The following is a 16,012-nucleotide window of genomic DNA, read 5'->3' on the forward strand; positions in this document are numbered from 1 at the left end:
TTTGGGCTGAAGCAACGGTTATTAGCCTTCCAACAGAAGGGATTCCGGATCCTCAAGCAGCTGCTTGAGCGTCACCAGGAAGCGCACCGCTTCCGAACCATCCACGATACGATGGTCGTAGGAGAGCGCAACATACATCATAGGGCGATTGACTGTACGTTCTTCGTCGAGCGCGATTGGACGAAGCTGGATTTTGTGCATGCCCAGAATACCAACCTGAGGCGCATTCAGGATCGGTGTCGAGAGCAGGGAACCGAACACACCGCCATTGGTGATGGTGAAGGTTCCGCCCTGCAGATCATTCAGCGCGAGGCTGTTGGAGCGGGCTTTCTCAGCCAGGCTTCCGATTTGTTTCTCGATTTGAGCAAAGCTCAGCGTATCAGCCTGACGCACAACAGGAACAACGAGACCTTCCTTGGCCGATACAGCAATCCCGATATCATAGTAGTTCTTAACGACAATCTCGTCGCCTTGAATTTCGGCATTCAGCAGCGGGAAAGCCTTCAATGCGCCGACAACAGCCTTGGTGAAGAAGGACATAAAGCCGAGGCCCACATCATGCTTCTTCTGAAAATCCTCTTTCCGTCTTTTGCGGATATCCAGGATGGCAGTCATATCCACTTCGTTAAAGGTCGTCAGCATAGCAGCTGTACGCTGTGCTTCTACCAGCCGGTTGGCAATCGTTACCCGGCGGCGCGACATTTTGCGGCGCTCTACCGGTTTGCCCGGCTCGCTTGCAGGAGCCGCTGCCGCTGCCGGCTGGGCTGCCGCCGGAGCGCTGCTTGCTGCGGCAGGCTTTTGTCCGCCGTCAGCATATGCTTTGACATCCTCTTCGCGAATGCGTCCCAGCGGATCGCTTGGCGTGATGCGGCTCAGATCAATTCCGCGCTCGCGTGCCAGCTTCCTGACCGCTGGCGAAGCATTGTAGGACGAGCTGTCGCCAGCCGATTCCTTATTGGAATCGTTCGCTGGCGCTTCCGCCTTTGGCGCAGCCGCTGCCGGAGCAGGCTCCGGTTTGGCCTCTGGCGCAGCGGGCGCTGCACTTTCCGTCTTGCCGCTATCGCCGGCAGAAGCGGCACCGCCTGCTCCAGCTCCGATAACACCGATCGTTTCGCCAACGCTGACCGTTTCGCCTTCCTGGCGGAGAATCTTCTCCACTACGCCGCTTTGCTCGGCGCTGATTTCCATGTTAACCTTGTCCGTTTCCAGTTCAGCCAGCACATCTCCCTGACCTACCTGGTCCCCTTCTTTAACATGCCACTTGGATATCGTACCTTCTACGATTGACTCGCCCATTTCGGGAATTTTAATATCACTCATCGCCGTTATCCTCCTTCGCGTTAACTGTTAATGTGCCCCGGTTCAAAGCAACCGAAATGATGCGCTGTTGTTCCATGTTATGAATATATTGAAATCCGCTTGCGGGACTGGAGCGTTTCGGCAGGCCGATGAAGCGGACAACCGATTTGCGCGGCGCCCGTGCACGGATACGCGGCTCGATGTAATTCCAGGCTCCCATATTTTGCGGTTCTTCCTGAACCCACATAATTTCCTTCAGGTTCGGGAAACGCGCGATAATACGTTCGACATCCCCTTTGGGGAATGGATACAGCTGCTCTACGCGTGCGATATGGAGCCAGCTCCAATCCGTAGGCTCGGCGGACTCATCATCCTTGCCTGCCTCCAGTGCCGTTGCCAGATCAATCGAAATTTTACCGCTGCACAGAATGAGGCGTTCCACCTTCTTGGGGCTGCCGCCAAGCTCAGGCTGCTCCAGAACAGGCTGGAAGGCGCCTTCGCTCAGCGCTTTCGGATCGGAAGCCACCAGAGAATTACGGATCAGGCTCTTAGGCGCCATAATGATCAATGGCCTTGCTTCCTCGGTATTGGTGATCGCTGCCTGACGACGCAATAAATGAAAATATTGCGCTGCTGATGTCAGGTTGGCGACGGTCCAATTGTCTTCAGCCGCAAGGGACAGGAAACGCTCCAGCCGTGCGCTTGAATGCTCAGGCCCTTGTCCTTCATAACCATGAGGCAGCAGCATGACAAGACTTGAATTCTGCGACCATTTTACCCGTCCTGCTGAGAGGAACTGGTCGATAATGACCTGGGCCGCATTGGCAAAGTCGCCATACTGGGCTTCCCATATCACAAGCGTTTCAGGCGAATAGACGTTGTATCCATAATCAAAGCCGAGTACCGATGCTTCGGAAAGCGGGCTGTTATACACGGCGAAGGAAGCATTCGCTTCGGGCAGTGTATGCAGCGGAGAGTGGGTCGCACCGGTTTGCGGATCATGCAGTACCAGGTTGCGGTGTGCAAAGGTGGCGCGCTCGGAATCCTGTCCGCTAAGGCGAATCGGCTTGCCGTCAGCCAAAATTGTGGCAAAAGCCAGCGTCTCAGCTTGTCCCCAATCCACTTTGCCGCCTTCTTCAAGCGCGTCGGCCCGGCGCATCAGAATACGCTCCAGCTTGTTGTAAACCGTGAAGCCTTCCGGCCACTTCAACAGGTTCGCATTGATCGAGCGGAGCTTGTCAAGCGGCACAGCCGTCTTGATTTCCTTGCTGCGCAGTCTGGCGCTTGCATCCAGTCTTCCCGTCTTGCCCTGTTTATCGTTTTCCTTCACTTCATCCAGGGCCGCCTGCAGGCGGTTCAGACCTTCCTGCTTGGTCTGTTCCAGCTTCTCGTCTGTAACAAGGCCTTTTCCTTTGAGCACATTCTCATAAATCGATACGACACGGGGATGATTACGCTGCTTCTGATAAAGCAGAGGTTGGGTCGTTTCCGGATCATCCGTTTCGTTATGGCCGTATCTGCGGTAGCCGATCATATCGATCAGGAAATCCTTGTGGAACTTGTGGCGGTACTCGCAAGCCATACGTACGGCTGCGATGCAGGCCTCAGGATCATCTGCACTGACATGGACAATCGGAATTTCATAGCCTTTGGCCAGGTCGCTCGCGTAATGCGTCGAGCGCGAGTCGCTGCTCTCGGTTGTAAAGCCGATCCGGTTGTTCACGATAATATGAATCGTACCGCCGTTCTCATACCCCGGCAGCTTCTTGAAATTCAACGTCTCAGCCACGATTCCTTCTCCGGCAAAAGCGGCATCGCCATGAATCAGCACAGCGGCTGCAGCTCCGAAATCAGGCACCGGATAACCCGGCTTCGACCTGTCGTCCTGCGCAGCACGGGTAAAGCCTTCGACAACGGGATTCACATATTCAAGATGACTTGGATTGTTCGCCAGCGAGATGCGCGTTTCTACCGTCTCTCCCGCCTTAACCGAACGGTGGGCGCCAAGATGGTATTTCACGTCTCCTGTCCAGCCGAAGCTGATGCCGATCGAGCCTTCGGATGGAATGAGGTCCTTGTTGGGCGCATGATGAAACTCGGAGAAGATCTTGCCGTACGGCTTGCCGAGCACATGCGTCAGAACATTCAGCCGCCCACGGTGGGCCATCCCCATCAAAATATGCCGGGCACCGTCATGAGCCAGCTCACGCACGATTTCGTCCAGCATGGGAACAAGCATATCATTGCCTTCGATGGAGAACCGCTTCTGTCCAACAAATGCGCGCTGCAGGAAGGTTTCGAACTGCTCGACTTCAATCAGCCGGTTCAGCAGCTCCGTCCGCTCAGTCGCAGTAATCGGCTTGCCCGCCATTCCTGTTTCCGCCTGGCGGTTAAGCCAAATGCGCTCGTTCTCCTCATGAATATGTCCGAATTCAAAACCGAACGACTGCGTATAGGTCTCCTGCAGCTTCTGCAGAGCGTCCCAGCCGTTTTGAATCGATTCCGGCGCTTCTTCCCAAATAAGCGAGGCGGGAATCGCCGCCAGATCCTCCTTGGTCAAACGGTAGGTCTCGGGCTTCAATAAACTCGTATCTGTGCCATTCGTCAGACCCAGCGGATCATTATGCGCCGCCAGATGTCCATATGTGCGAATATTTCGAAACAGTTTCCCGGCGTCGACCACTTTTTTCAAAAACGCAGGATCTGCTGAAGTTATGGTTTGAGCTGCTGCAGCCCCGTTCTTGACAGACTGTTCCTGTGCCGCAGGAGCAGCTGCAGCCGGTGAAGGCGGTCCCCAAAGCTCGAACAGCTCCCTGTAAGATGAATCGACATCATTCGGGTTAATCAGATATTGTTCGTACATTTCCTGGATATAACCCAAATTGGGTCCGTAATAAAACTTCCATGGTGACTGATTGATTTCATGGTCCGTTCTCATTACCGCCTACCTCCGATTATGTTAGATAAATGGTTTAGACTTGCTTCTTTCCCGGTTTTTCAACGTTCACAAGCTCATCCCTACATCATTATACGCAAGTATCAGGTGGGGAACAAATCAAATTCGGTATAGGTATTAATCAAAATCTGTATAGATTCTTAAACTTGCGGCCCGTACAAAAAAAGACCCTGCTGTCGGAGCAAGGGTCCGTTATGAGATATTCTATCCAATTTCGACAATATTTATGGGATATACTGCTGTACGATTTTCACAATTTTGTTATTCTCTATCGTCAAATGGAACGGATAGCCGCCGACGTCGAACGTATCGTTGTCCGCAAAGATTGCCCGCAGCTTGTTGACATCGATCTTTTCGTTCCAGTTAATATCCATCTCATTCACATCACCGGTGCGGTTATAGATCTGCATCAGCACGATGGCATCGCCCGAAACTTCGAATGTACGCAATTTGTCGTTCTCATTCAGGATATAATAACCGTCGGGAGCTCCGTCCAGACCGGAGTCCTTGTTGTGCTCCAGGAATACTTTATTGGCTTCATCGCCTTCGAACCATTGAATGTAGTCGGCGGTGACGTATGTTTTGCCGTTAGCCTGATAGATTTGGTTGATAAAGGCTGCGTGGGTATCCGAGTTTGTCGGCACAGCGTGATAATCATTGTCACCAGCGAAGCTTATCTGCGTCAGCATCAGAAAAGCAACGACGGCAATCAGCATAATCTTACGCATATGTAACACTCCTTTGAAGACAATTTGCGAACCTGTTTCGTTTCACCTGATCCTTCATTCTATATACATGTCTTGGACATTCTATGCGTCTGCTAAACAAATGTTCTTTCATTCACCAGATACCTCCCTGTAATTCAAGCTGCTTATCTATAAGAACGATTCGGCGGGCAGGAAGGTTGCAGAAATAAATAATTTGGAATCACACGCAGCAGCTGTGCTTATAGCTGGTGCCCTTTCATTCGGTGCAAAAGAAGCCCGGCAAGACGGATCAGTCCGCCTTGCGTACGTTCCTGCTCCCTTTCTTTCGGGCTCGCGTCGTTTTGGAAGACTTAGCGTTATCCGTCTTGGACTTCGAAGACTCCGGAACGGTTCGGTTATCGGTTGCTGATTTACGGCTGCTCTTCGCTCCTGATGTTCGTTTGCCTGCTTCTTTGCCAACCGACCCAGCCTTCCCATTCTTGCCCGCATTCCGTTGCCCGGTTTTCGTTATGGCTGTTCTGGATGCCGCCCTGCCCCGGTTTGATTTTCTCTTGGGAGCGGGAGATTCCTGATTCTTCGATTGTTCCCCGTCAGAATCGGTCCCTTTGACGGATTTGGGCTGCTGCAGGCTGGCCTTCAATGCTTCCATCAGGTCTATGACATTGGCAGGCTTCTCTTCCGCCGCAACCTTCACTTCCTTGCCCTTCAGCTTGCCTTCAATCGCATCCATCACACGCCCGCGGAACACATCCTTATATTGACCGGGGTTGAAGCTGCTGCTCAGCTGCCCGATCAGCAGCTTGGCCATATCGAGCTCCCGGTCGTCGATGATGACTTTCTCGGGAAGACTGGGAATCTCGGCTGCCGGTCTGATCTCTTCTTCATAGAACATTGTAACCATTGAGAGCACATTGTCGTCGATCACACGAATCGCGGCCAGACTGCTCTTGGAGCGGATTGTCACATTGGCTATGCCGATTTTATTCGTCGCTTTCAGTGCTTCGACGAGCAGGGAATAAGCATGTTTTCCCGTCTTCTCCGGTGCAAGGTAATAGGTTTTCTGAAAATAAATCGGATCAATCTCCTCCAGATCAATAAAGTCGAGAATCTGGATTTCTCTCGATGCCTCCGAAGCCAGCTTCTCCAGCTCTTCCTTCTCGAACGTGACATAATGCCCGGGCTCATACTCGTACCCCTTCACAATATCGTCCCAGCTCACATCCTCTTTGCATTTGGGGCAGGTACGATGGTACTTGATCGGCAGATTAAAATCTTTATGCAGCATCCGCAGCGGAATATCGTTATCTTTGGTAGCCGTGAACATCTTGACCGGCACATTCACAAGTCCGAAGCTGATTGCGCCCTTCCAGATCGTTTGCAAGGTGAATCCCTCCTCGTTGGCCTTGCCTTGTATTGATTTATAACCGCGATGACTGATGGTCAATCCGGCATATGTTTACAGTCATGCAAAAAAATGCGATCCCGGCCTTGGCCAAAATCGCATTTTGTATGTTCCATGTCAGATTTAATCACATATTCTTGATTAATTCATAGAAAAAACCGAATAAATATGCTATAATGGGGTTCTAATATAAAGATTTCAGCTGATTCCTTGCATTGTATTGACACGATCCTAACACAGGAGGGATTCCGTTGAATATCGTACATCTGGAAACATTTTTGACGGTGAGCGAGTGCAAGAATATCTCGGAAGCCGCCAAACGATTATTCGTTCCTCAGCCTACCGTGTCCAACCGCATCAGATTTATGGAGGAAAGCTTGAGCTGCGAGCTGTTTGTCCGCAGCAAGAAAGGCGTAGAGCTTACCGAACAAGGACGTATCATGCTCCCCTACGCCGAGAATCTGGTCGAGACTTATAATCTCGCCGTGCAGGCGCTGAGCGTCAAACCAAGCCGCAAGGAGTTGAATATCGGCAGCACGCTTCCTTTCACTTTTCCATTCATCCTCGACAAGCTCGAACATTTATACAGTCATAATCCTGAACTCAGTCTGCAGATGCTCAGTGTGGATTCCGGCGATGTCGTCCACTCCCTGAGCCACCGCAATATTGATATGGCTTTTGCAATTCAGACGACCAACCAGAAGGAAGTCGAGGAGCACCAGATCGGCTCCGAAGCGCTGCATTTGGTGCTGTCCACGGACCATCCTCTGGCAGCCAAGGAATTTGTGCCGGAACTGCTTGAGAAAGAACTGGAATTCGTCGTTTATTACCAGACCTATTTCGATATGTTCCAGCATCATCAATTGATGAAGCTGCCCTACAGACGGCGTTTCCTCACCAACCATGCCGGGCTGATCAAGCAGCTTGTCATGAGGATGAACGCCATCTCGTTTCTTCCACTATCTTTTGTATCCAATGAGATCAAGCGCGGCGAGCTGACCTATATTCCGCTGGAGGCGGCCAGTTTTCAGCTGTCCATCCCTTATTACCTGATTTTCCGCAAAAACGAAAAATATTTTGAAGAGATTTTGCTGGGCAAATCGGAATCCTCGCGCAAGAACAGTCAACCATTGCTGAAGTGGCCTCCCAAGCCGGATGCCAGCCGGCTATGAAGCTTCCTCATAAGGCGCCGGGCGCTGAAGTCTGTGCTGTCTCCGATACACAAGACCGGCGCCCAGCAGCAGCAGGCCCATCGTGCCGAATCCCAGCGTCAGCCCGAACACGGTAGTAACTGCGCCGAAGAAAAGCGGATTGGTCAACTGCACAACCCTGTTCGACATTGTCCGGATCGTCATCCCCATGCCCTGTTCTTTGGGCTCGACCGCGTGCGAAACCATAATAAGCGCCATCGGCTGATTGATGCCGGTGCTTGCTCCCCACAGAAACATAACGACAGACAATAATCCGATCCCCGGCTCGAATGCCAGCAGAACCAGACATAACCCGCCCACGACCATGCTGCTCATCATGATCCGATATTGTCCCAGACGATTGATCACGTAACCGGTAACGGGACGGATCAGCAGCGTGGATAGTGCCGAAACGGATAAGATAGCGCCAATAGCAGAATGCGTCAATCCCAGTTTGTCGAGATAGAGCGGGAAAAAGGTGGTCCGCAGATCAACCAGCATGAACATGATCCCGTTCAGAACAATCGCCACCGAGAACGTTTTGTTCCGCTTCATCAAGCCATAGCCGCTCCCGTAGCTCTGGAGCAGCGCCCGCTTCCAGTTCGAACTGCCATCCGCTTCAACCTGCTTCGGCCTGGAGGTATTGGGCAGCAGGACTGTCAGCAGCAGGGCAACTGCATTAATGCTTGTAAATACGATGAAGATTGTGGGGTATCCGCCCCAATCCGAGAGAAAACCGCCCAGTGACGGACCTGCAAGCTGGGCAAGCGAATTGACGAAGGTAAAATTGGACAGGACCTGATTGCTGCGCTTGCGGTCCGCACTTTTGGATACGGAGAGCGAGGCGGCGGTCTGAAGAGCTCCCCAGCTGAGCAGTCCGCCGATCCCATTGATCACCTGTCCAAAAAGCACAAGTCCGATCATTCCCCGCCCGCCGCCGACAATGAACGCGGCGCCGCTTGCCAAGCTTATAATCGAACCATACAATACCGCACGGCGTGTGCCGATTTTATCGATCCAGCTGCCTACCGGCATGGCGAACAGAATCGGCAGCACGGAGTTGAGAGCCATAAATACGCCGATGGCTGCCGCCTGATAGCCCTGGTCAGAGAAGTAAAGCGACATGACCGGTCGAATCATACTGTAGCCGAGCCAATACAGCACGGCCGATATAAAGACGGATAGATATGCAATTGCTGCTGTTTTCTGCATGTCAGACGACCTCCAGGCTCCTGAAGCAAAATCCTGCGAAGATGGCCAAGAGTCCAGGCTTCCTAGCCTTGTTTGAAGGCATCGATAATTTCTCCGCCCTTGGCAAACCACACATCCTCGTGGGAGGCAATATAGCTCAAAGCCTTATCCAAATATTTGATCCGGTGTGGCGCTCCGATCAGGAACGGATGAAGCGCAATACCCATTACACGTCCGCTTGTCCCGCCCTCTTCATAAAGCACATCGAATGTATCGCATATGCGTCTGCAGAAATCCTCAGCGCTGATGCTTGGCATATTGAATAACGGCATGTCGTTCAGCTCGATCGAATAAGGGATGGAATACAACCCGTTATTCATGCGGTAAGGCAGATCGTCATTCACCCAATCGCAGACATATTCCACGCCATGCTGCTTGAGCAGATCGAGCGTATCCCACGTTTCGGCCAGACCAGGCCCAAGCCAGCCGCGCATCGGACTGCCAAGTCCTTCGACAATTGCCCGGGTCTGCTCAATGACCTCGCCCTCCCCTTCCTTCGTGAGCGTGTTCAACAACACTGAATTGGTCATCCCATGCCCCATGAACTCCCAATCCAGCTTGATCGCCTCTTCCATAATGCGGGGATAAAACAATGCCGCTTCACCATTCAGCGCGACCGTTCCTTTGACGCCGTTCTTCTCCAGCACCTCCATAAGCCGCCAGATCCCTACGCGGTTACCGTAATCGCGGCGGGAATAATTGCGGATATCCGGTGATGGAGTGAATTTATCGATGTGAAAATGCTCAATGTTGGGAACGACCCACACGGCCACTCTGGCGCCATTCGGCCACTTCACAGGGGGACGGTCAACAATCGCTTCATATGGAAAAAAGGGAAAAGGATTCATATCGCCCATTGCTGTTCATTCCTTTCTCTTCAAAATCCGCCGCATGCACTTCCTGTAATCCGCGCTGCCGCGTGCTCATCCTTCATGCGCTGCGCCTCTCCACCGGAGGAAATATTTCTCGATCCGCAAAAACAGCAGATTGATCAAATAACCGAGGATGCCCAAGGTGAATATTCCCGCGAACATCTCGGGAACCCGGAATATACGCTGCATATCCAGGATGAAATATCCGATCCCGCTATTGCCCGAGATCATTTCCGCTACAACGGACACAATCAGCGCAATTCCGATGCTGATCCGCATTCCGGTAAGAATGCTTGGCAGCGACGCCGGCAGAACAATCTGCCAGAGCGTCCGGAGTCTTGAAATGCCGAATGTACGCCCGGTGTCGATAAGAACCGGATCGACACCCCTTACCCCGCCGTATGTGTTAAGCAGAACCGGAAATATGCAAGCCAGAAAAATAACAAATATTTTCATTTCATTGCCGATGCCAAGAAACAGAATAGCGATCGGGATATAGGCGGAGCTTGGTATCGGCCGGACAAACTCGGTAATCGGCTCAAGCAGCCGGTAAATAAACCGGTTGGTGCCCATAAGCAGGCCCAGAGGAATGGCGATGACAACCGCTATGCCGAAGCCGGCAAAGATACGTCCCAGACTGGGCAGCAGCTGCTTCAGCAGCTCTCCGCCAAACAGACTCTCGCCCCATGACTTCACAATCAGGCTGATTCTGGGCAGCGAGACAGGATCGACCATTTTGGTAGCCGAAGCCGCCTCCCACACCATCAGCAGAACAACAATCAGCAGGAATCCCGGCCATCGATTCTTCATCGGATTTACTGCCTCCTTTCGCTCCTGTTAATGGGAATCGCCTTTTTCCTGGATAAAGATGCTGGAAAATAATCGCTGGCGCAGCGCGATGAAGCGGTCGTCCTCGCGGGTCTTGATCTGATCGCGCGGATAGGGCAGATTGATCAGCAAATCCTCCTTGAGCGCCGCAGGCGCTTTGCCAAGCGAAATAATATGGCTGGACAAGAACACGGCCTCTTCCACGTCATGGGTGACGAACAAAATCGTAATGCCGAGCTTTTCCCAGAGGCTTAGCAGCAGTTCCTGCAAGATTGCCCGCGTCATGGCATCCACGGCGCTGAATGGCTCATCCATCAGCAGCACCTCCGGCTCGCAGATCAGCGCCCTGGCAATCACGACACGCTGCTGCATGCCGCCGGATAGCTGGGACGGATAATAATGCTCATAGCCTTCCAATCCGACCAGACGGACATATTCCATACATTTCTCGAGGGTTTCCTTCTTGTTCAGCTTCTTGTGGCTTTTGAGGCCGAATTCAATATTCTGGATGACGGTGCGCCAGGGCAGGATTGATTTGGAATACTGCTGGAACACATAGATCATTCCTTTCGGAGGACCGGAAATTTCCCGGCCCCGGAAGACGATTTTACCTTTGGTAGGCAGCTCCAAGCCCGAGATCAGCTTAAGGAGAGTCGACTTTCCGCAGCCCGAAGGCCCGACGATGGACAGGAAGCTGCCCTTGTCGATGCTGTAGGACATGTCGTTGAACACTGTTACCTTGTTGCCGTTCACCGCAAATATTTTATGGATGTTGGCCACTTCAATAATCGTTTCACGCGGCGCCTTTTCCGGAAAAACAGATATTTTCGCAGAGTTCATGGCTGGCATGCTGAATCATCCTCTCATCCGTTGATCTGTTCGATACCCGGCGCTTATTCAACAATGAATGATTTCAAGGCATCGGAGAAAAACTCATCGGTCGTATGCGCCTTCTCCATCTCGCCGCTTTCTACCATCATATCGATGACAGCCTGCCACTTCGCCGGATCCACTTTGTAATTCCAGCCGATCATCGGCATATCCTTGACAAGTGCAGGATCAAGTCCGGTGTAAGCTGCAACCTCCTGCTTCGCACGGGTTTCATCGCCATTGAGGTAATCCATCGCTTCCTTGAGGGAATTTGTGAAGCCCGTAATGATGTCTGGATTATCGGTAATAAATTTACTCTTCGCAAACCATGCGCCAAGCGGCTGTTCAGGTATTGATTCGATGTTCGGCCAGGAAATAACTCTGCCTACTCCTGAGCTTGTCAGCTGAGTTGTATAAGGATCTACGGTTACAACGGCGTCAACCTGCTTGGACTTGAGCGCGTCAGCCTGGCTTGGCGATGGAGTTTCGATAAACTGTACCTTGCTGATATCGACGCCCGCCGCCTTGATTACCTTCTGCACGCTTACGGCATTCTGGCTGTGCAGGGCGGAGATGGCTATCTTCTTGCCCGCCAGATCCTTCACGCTCTGGATCGGCGAATCCTTCAGCACCTGGATGGAGCCGGAATCCGGCGATTGCGCTTTTGCCGTTTCATTCTGGAATATGACCTTCAAATCGAAGCCCCGCTCGATCGCGGTGAATGCCGTGCCGGGAATCGACAATATGATGTCTACATCGCCGGACTGCTGGGCAGAAACTGCGTCGCCGCCGGACTTGAATTCTACCATTTCGACATCCAGACCGTTCTTCTCGAACATGCCCTGCTCCTTGGCGGTATACACATTGGTCAGCCCCGCTATTTTCAATACGCCGACCTTCAGCTTCGTCAATTCAGCCGGCGCGCCTGTGTTTTCCGTTCCCGCCGAAGCTTCCGTTGTTCCTGTGCTGGACGCGTTCGATGCTGAGTTATTGGCATTTCCGCCGCCGCAGGCGCTGAGAATCAACAATAACGCGATCATGCAGCCTGTCATTTGAGCTAATTTCCATTTTTTCATCTGTAACACTCCCCTGTGCAATCATTCTCTTTAGTTTGACGATACTGAGATTCTTCCAAATTAACCCGCCACATCCTGCATATCTTTCATTTCCGACTCCAGCTCCTCAAGCGAGAGGACGGACGCATATTTGGCCTGCATATCGAACAGATTGCTGCAGTGCGCATAATAGGAACGGTCAAAGCAGCAGTCGTCAACGACGAAAGTGGTGTAGCCATGCGAGCAGGCATCCACAGCCGTTGCCCTTACGCAGCCTGAAGTCGATACACCGCAGATGACGAGAGTATCGATTCCTTCCTTCTGCAAATATACCGTCAGCGGAGTCAGAAAGAAGGCGCTCGCCTTGGTCTTGCCCAGCTTCCACTCCTGTTCAAGCGGATGGACGGCTTCGGGAAAGTCGTTGAAGCCCGGCACAACTTCATGCGTGCGCGCCGCCCGTTTGGTTGCCTTGCCGGTATACGGCGTACTGCGCGAGTCGCTGTGCGTGAAGACAATCGGCAGCTGTTTGCTTCGGAACATCCCGATCAAGCGGCTGATTCGCGGCATCGCTTCCCATGAAGCCGGACCGCAGGCGGTCGGAAATTCCTTGATCGCTTCCTCTAGTGTCAGACCCTCGGATCCCGTAAAGCCGTAAGTGACATCGACCACGATCAGAGCCGCTCTGTTTCCCGGCTTCAATTCTGTCTGAAATCCGGCACTGCTGTAGATTGACTGCTCGGATTCGGGAATCATCTTCATCCATTCTCTCATCTATACGCTGCTCCTCTCGGCTTTCGAATGTGGTGAGCTGTTTCTTAAACTAATAGTATGTCATATAACCTTCCTTGCATAATACATATATTCGATTAACGTCATAAGAAAATCGTTTGAAAACCCTATCAAACCCGAAAATCGACTTGATTTTCGCTTGTCTTTCTATTATATCACATATATATAACATAGTAGGTCATGGTAGTATATGTAATGAAGGTGTATCGCCTGGACGACTTCGTCCCGCTTCGGGGATGGATGCCTGTTCTTGGGAATCATCATTTTAACCATAGAAAAAAGCTGCGCATTCGCGCAGCTTCTTCTTCGCCTAAAACGGCTGATTATTCGGTTTCTTCTATTCCGGTTCCCCTGTTTCTTCCCATTAACAAAAACACGGTAATGAGAATAAATGCGGTCAGTGCTAGAATTGGAATCGTGATGAACCCCAGCCAATTGATATAATCAGTGTTGCACGGAATGCCGCTGCTGCAAGGCAGAATATCGGCGAAGCCTGGAACCTTCTGCTCCAGGACATGGTAGATCGAGATGCAGCCCCCCAGAATGGACAAGGGCAGCGCATAACCGATGATTTTCCGGTCATTCAGATAACTGGCCCTGCCCAGCAAGTAAACAAGCGGGTACATGCATATCCGCTGCAGCCAGCACAGTTTGCACGGCTCAAATCCCATAACTTCACTGAAGTACAAGCTTCCGCCGACAGCAACCAGGGATACGACCCAAGCAAAGTATAGACTTAACGCATGTAACCTCGCCTGCATCAAGATTCACCGATTGCGCTGTCGATTGCTTTTTTGAGTGCCTCGTAATTAAATACGTCCTCGAACTTAACCCCGTTAATCAATAGCGTAGGCGTGGCAGTAACTTTAGCATCGTTCTGGGCGAATCTTGTATGCTCGGTTACTTCATCCATATAGGTTTGATTGTCAATATCCTGGCGGAGCTTGTCATAATCGACTTTAATACCCGCCGACTTGGCTAAATCCGTCAGAAAGTCCGGCGTTGCCCATATACTTTGTTCTTCCGCCTTCTGATTCTTGAATAAAGCGTCATAATATTTCCAGAACTCTTCATTGCTCTGATGGAAAACGGCTTGGGCAGCAAGTGCCGCTGTCGTGGAATCCTGATAAATGATCGTATCGTTCATGAAATAAAGCGAGGCTTTACCGGTATCGATATAATCGGTCTTTAACAGCGGCATGATATTCTGCGAGAAATATTGGCAGGAAGGACATTTATAATCGCCGAATTCGACGATTTTGACCGGAGCCTCGGCTTTGCCGAGTATCGGCAATTGATCGTAAGCCACTTCAAGCGGTTTTGCTTTCGGTTGAAAAATAATAGCAACGGCAATCAATGCTATGACGACAACACCTGTAGTCCACATGATAATTTGCATTCGTCTTTGTTTCTTTTTCTTCTCTTGCTCTCTTTTTGCTTTGTTGGATAACTTGATTTCTGATTTGTTCTGCACAGACACCCTCCTAAAAGACACAATTAGATATATTATAACCGATTTTCCTTAAAAATAGCTGAAAATAGAAGGGCTGGATATGAAAGAATAGTGAAATAGGAACGGCTCTGGCCGCTTGTTATTACGGTGGCTGTTAGATCAGCTGCCGACCTCGATCATCCGGCCTTCCCGATGGCTTTGATAAGCCAGTTCAATCATGCGGATCGCCATTCCCGCTTCTTCGGGCTTGACCGCAAGCTCTGCCCCTTCAAGCAGATGATCGCTGATATTCTGATAGAAGTCCTGATAGGCTCCGGGCAGCGTCCGTATCCGGCCTTGCAATTCCAGCGCGCCCATCACAGCATGAAGCTTGCCCCATTGCTCCTCCGGTTCGGCTCCCCAATCCGGCGATCCCGGCGTCTGACCGCCACGCAGCGCTCTCTCCTGCGGATCGACTCCATATTTGACATAAGAACCCTCGGTCCCGTGAACCACGTAACGCGGACCCGGTTCTCTGATCAGCAGCGAGGAACGGAGACTCACCTTCAGACCATCCGCATAACCCAGTCCGATGTCGAAGTAATCATCGGCGATGCCGCCCTCGCGCTGGATGCGGATGTCCGCGGTGATTGTGTCCGGAAGCCCGAATAAAGTAAGCGCCTGATCCATGAAATGAACACCCAGATCATAGACGGTACCGGATCCCTGCACATCACCATCCCGCCATCTCCCCGGATTTACAACCGGGCTGAAGCGATCCCAGCGGAATTCCGCTTCAATCACACGGCCCAGCAGCGACTGGTCCAGAACCTGGCGGAGCGTCATAAAATCGCCATCCCAGCGCCTGTTCTGATAGACGCTGACCACGACATTCTTCTCCCGAGCCAGGGAAATCAGCTCATCGGCTTCGGAAGACGTTGTTGTAAAAGGCTTCTCGACCACGACATGCTTGCCCGCCATAATCGCTTCTTTGGCCAATGCATAATGATTGGTGCTCGGCGTTGTAATGACCACCAGATCGATATCATCATCTGCATATAACTCCTGAACGCTGCCTACTACGGTCACCCAAGGATATTTTTCCTTGGAAGAGGCCCCATTGCGCTGCACCACTTTGGCCAAGCTCATATTCGCGACGTTCGTTATGACAGGAGCGTGAAAGGTGCTGCCCGCATAGCCGAAGCCAACCAGTCCCACCTGTAAGGTTTTCTTGTTCATCATAAGCCTCCTATTTTCCAAGATAGTGAATCACTGCCCTTAATAGTTCTACATCCTCATTCGGAAATCCTTCGGCGGATTGACCAGCCGTTCCAAGGCAATAGCCTCCTCCTTGGCGGATG

The 16,012-nt window shown here is 51.7% G+C and carries 14 protein-coding genes; 1 reads left to right on the forward strand and 13 read right to left on the reverse strand.

What is annotated here, in order from left to right; all coding sequences use genetic code 11:
• Positions 1-21 precede the first annotated feature (21 nt).
• The 4 genes from odhB to ku form a co-directional block, all read right to left on the reverse strand.
• Entirely contained in the window at positions 22-1,320 is a 1,299-nt protein-coding gene (gene odhB, locus ACFOLF_RS01050) for a 2-oxoglutarate dehydrogenase complex dihydrolipoyllysine-residue succinyltransferase (protein WP_210040770.1), read from the reverse strand.
• The gene (locus ACFOLF_RS01055; protein WP_210040768.1) at positions 1,313-4,237 is read right to left on the reverse strand and encodes a 2-oxoglutarate dehydrogenase E1 component; all 2,925 of its coding nucleotides are present in this window, start codon (positions 4,235-4,237) and stop codon (positions 1,313-1,315) included. The genes odhB and ACFOLF_RS01055 overlap by 8 nt, the downstream gene beginning before the upstream one ends.
• 242 nt (positions 4,238-4,479) lie before the next feature.
• Positions 4,480-4,983 (reverse strand): hypothetical protein, encoded by a 504-nt coding sequence (locus tag ACFOLF_RS01060; RefSeq protein ID WP_210040766.1) that lies wholly within the window; start codon positions 4,981-4,983, stop codon positions 4,480-4,482.
• A 268-nt stretch (positions 4,984-5,251) separates the two neighbouring features.
• Positions 5,252-6,343, reverse strand: a complete 1,092-nt coding sequence (gene ku, locus ACFOLF_RS01065) for a non-homologous end joining protein Ku (RefSeq protein WP_210040764.1) — start codon at positions 6,341-6,343, stop codon at positions 5,252-5,254.
• A 272-nt stretch (positions 6,344-6,615) separates the two neighbouring features.
• Between ku and ACFOLF_RS01070 the strand changes: the two genes are divergently transcribed.
• Positions 6,616-7,536: a LysR family transcriptional regulator gene (locus ACFOLF_RS01070; RefSeq protein WP_210040762.1), complete on the forward strand. Its 921-nt coding sequence runs from the start codon at positions 6,616-6,618 to the stop codon at positions 7,534-7,536.
• Here ACFOLF_RS01070 and ACFOLF_RS01075 read toward each other — a convergent pair.
• From ACFOLF_RS01075 to ACFOLF_RS01115, 9 genes are all read right to left on the reverse strand, one after another.
• The gene (locus ACFOLF_RS01075; RefSeq protein WP_210040760.1) at positions 7,531-8,766 is read right to left on the reverse strand and encodes an MFS transporter; all 1,236 of its coding nucleotides are present in this window, start codon (positions 8,764-8,766) and stop codon (positions 7,531-7,533) included. The two genes, ACFOLF_RS01070 and ACFOLF_RS01075, sit on opposite strands and share 6 nt — an antisense overlap.
• Positions 8,767-8,828: 62 nt before the next feature.
• Entirely contained in the window at positions 8,829-9,662 is an 834-nt protein-coding gene (locus ACFOLF_RS01080) for a polysaccharide deacetylase family protein (protein ID WP_210040758.1), read from the reverse strand.
• Positions 9,663-9,728: 66 nt separating this feature from the next.
• On the reverse strand, positions 9,729-10,487 hold the full coding sequence (locus tag ACFOLF_RS01085) for an ABC transporter permease (RefSeq protein ID WP_210040757.1): 759 nt from the start codon (positions 10,485-10,487) through the stop codon (positions 9,729-9,731).
• A 27-nt stretch (positions 10,488-10,514) separates the two neighbouring features.
• Positions 10,515-11,354: an ABC transporter ATP-binding protein gene (locus ACFOLF_RS01090; RefSeq protein ID WP_210040755.1), complete on the reverse strand. Its 840-nt coding sequence runs from the start codon at positions 11,352-11,354 to the stop codon at positions 10,515-10,517.
• A 44-nt stretch (positions 11,355-11,398) separates the two neighbouring features.
• Complete coding sequence (locus tag ACFOLF_RS01095; RefSeq protein WP_210040753.1) at positions 11,399-12,451, reverse strand: ABC transporter substrate-binding protein; 1,053 nt, start codon at positions 12,449-12,451, stop codon at positions 11,399-11,401.
• A gap of 60 nt (positions 12,452-12,511) precedes the next feature.
• A complete protein-coding gene (locus ACFOLF_RS01100) occupies positions 12,512-13,201 on the reverse strand; it encodes a cysteine hydrolase family protein (protein WP_210040751.1) in 690 nt (229 codons plus the stop codon).
• Between the two features lie 341 nt (positions 13,202-13,542).
• Positions 13,543-13,980 (reverse strand): disulfide oxidoreductase, encoded by a 438-nt coding sequence (locus ACFOLF_RS01105; RefSeq protein WP_210040749.1) that lies wholly within the window; start codon positions 13,978-13,980, stop codon positions 13,543-13,545.
• Positions 13,980-14,693, reverse strand: coding sequence for a DsbA family protein (locus tag ACFOLF_RS01110; RefSeq protein ID WP_379113835.1), 714 nt, complete (start codon positions 14,691-14,693; stop codon positions 13,980-13,982). Before ACFOLF_RS01110 ends, ACFOLF_RS01105 begins: the two co-directional genes overlap by 1 nt.
• Positions 14,694-14,831: 138 nt before the next feature.
• The gene (locus ACFOLF_RS01115; protein ID WP_379113837.1) at positions 14,832-15,893 is read right to left on the reverse strand and encodes an oxidoreductase; all 1,062 of its coding nucleotides are present in this window, start codon (positions 15,891-15,893) and stop codon (positions 14,832-14,834) included.
• Between the last annotated feature and the right edge of the window lie 119 nt (positions 15,894-16,012).

The sequence above is a fragment of the Paenibacillus sepulcri genome (genome assembly GCF_042647105.1).
Classification (GTDB): Bacteria; Bacillota; Bacilli; order Paenibacillales; family Paenibacillaceae; genus Paenibacillus_Z; species Paenibacillus_Z sepulcri.

Bases quoted from the DNA above. Each gene is read 5' to 3' on its own strand.
- odhB (WP_210040770.1), bottom strand. From the start codon at position 1,320: ATGAGTGATATTAAAATTCCCGAAATGGGCGAGTCAATCGTAGAAGGT.
- ACFOLF_RS01055 (WP_210040768.1), bottom strand. From the start codon at position 4,237: ATGAGAACGGACCATGAAATCAATCAGTCACCATGGAAGTTTTATTAC.
- ACFOLF_RS01060 (WP_210040766.1), bottom strand. From the start codon at position 4,983: ATGCGTAAGATTATGCTGATTGCCGTCGTTGCTTTTCTGATGCTGACG.
- ACFOLF_RS01090 (WP_210040755.1), bottom strand. From the start codon at position 11,354: ATGCCAGCCATGAACTCTGCGAAAATATCTGTTTTTCCGGAAAAGGCG.
- ACFOLF_RS01100 (WP_210040751.1), bottom strand. From the start codon at position 13,201: ATGAGAGAATGGATGAAGATGATTCCCGAATCCGAGCAGTCAATCTAC.
- ACFOLF_RS01080 (WP_210040758.1), bottom strand. From the start codon at position 9,662: ATGGGCGATATGAATCCTTTTCCCTTTTTTCCATATGAAGCGATTGTT.
- ACFOLF_RS01105 (WP_210040749.1), bottom strand. From the start codon at position 13,980: ATGCAGGCGAGGTTACATGCGTTAAGTCTATACTTTGCTTGGGTCGTA.
- ACFOLF_RS01115 (WP_379113837.1), bottom strand. From the start codon at position 15,893: ATGATGAACAAGAAAACCTTACAGGTGGGACTGGTTGGCTTCGGCTAT.
- ACFOLF_RS01095 (WP_210040753.1), bottom strand. From the start codon at position 12,451: ATGAAAAAATGGAAATTAGCTCAAATGACAGGCTGCATGATCGCGTTA.
- ACFOLF_RS01075 (WP_210040760.1), bottom strand. From the start codon at position 8,766: ATGCAGAAAACAGCAGCAATTGCATATCTATCCGTCTTTATATCGGCC.
- ACFOLF_RS01085 (WP_210040757.1), bottom strand. From the start codon at position 10,487: ATGAAGAATCGATGGCCGGGATTCCTGCTGATTGTTGTTCTGCTGATG.